This window comes from Stenotrophomonas maltophilia group sp. RNC7 (assembly GCF_030910085.1).
GTDB classification, from domain to species: domain Bacteria; phylum Pseudomonadota; class Gammaproteobacteria; order Xanthomonadales; family Xanthomonadaceae; genus Stenotrophomonas; species Stenotrophomonas sepilia.
This window is the reverse complement of the sequence record NZ_JAVFVN010000189.1, coordinates 1-1043: the sequence shown is the minus strand read 5'-3', so window position 1 is coordinate 1043 and position 1043 is coordinate 1. Positions and strand designations below refer to the sequence as shown.

Genomic DNA, 1043 nt, shown 5'->3' with positions numbered 1-1043 from the left:
AGATAATCCTTCTGAAGCAGAGGTTCAAGAATTGAATGACAATTATAGGATTAGAGTAATCTCGTATGATTCTTCTGAAAATGGACATGTTGAAAGTATTAGAGAATTTCTTCGGGAAATTTCAAAAGGAACTCAACCCTCGTCACCCAAAAAAAAAATCATAATACCAACAGAACTTCCTTCTAAAGAGGAAAAAGAAACCCTTAATGATGATTTATTTCACCAAAAATTATTAGTTGAAAATATTGATGAGGATACAAGAGATTTAAGTCAAGAATATTTTTTGTTTGCAGAGAAGTATATTCGTGAACTAACAGAATACGATGGTTTTGATCAGAAAATCATTGGCTCTATGCTAAATTTATGTCGAATGAGGCATAAGGAGACTTATAAAAAGTCCTTCAAAGATCATGAAGATAGCCAAAGTTTTGTGGATGAAATGCATACAATCTTAAATGAGATGAATTATGGACGGATAGAAGGTGTATTAGGAGAAAATAGACCTATGGAGTTTGAGAATAAAGGCTTTATTCATGTTCTTGCTAATAACCCTGAGATGGATATTTGGTGGGGATATAAGAGAGAGATAGGGTGATCACTATGACGAATACAAATGTTTTACCACTATCAATAAGATTGCTTTTTAATAATGTTCATTTAGAGACAGCTAATATGTTATGTGTGTTAAATGAATTTAAATCTAAGAGAAAAGGAATACGAGTGTCTGAATTACTTTTTTATTATGTAATTGTTTCATCAAAAGATTATGAAATAATTTTTAAACACTTAAGTAATCCAGGATCTGAGAAAAAAATCAAAACACAATTTCAAAGATACGAATCTAAAGTGAAAAGTATATTAATAAATTTAGAAAGTACGGACTATGTGGAATTGGCCGCTTCGGAGAAGTCAGATGTTTATGTGAAAATTACTAAAAAAGGTATTGATTTTGTAAATGGTTTAGAGAAGGAATATTTCGAATTGTTGCAGCAAAAAACAAGAGAAGCGAAGACGATTCCGTATACAAAAAAGAATGAAAAAAC

General features: G+C 30.6%; 2 protein-coding genes. Both read left to right on the top strand.

All coding sequences use genetic code 11. The annotated features are described in order from the left end of the window. The coding region (locus tag RCF13_RS02425) for a hypothetical protein (RefSeq protein ID WP_308140811.1) at positions 1-595 on the top strand (595 nt) is incomplete at its 5' end. Positions 596-720: 125 nt separating this feature from the next. Then, the coding region (locus RCF13_RS02420; RefSeq protein WP_308140810.1) for a hypothetical protein at positions 721-1043 on the top strand (323 nt) is incomplete at its 3' end.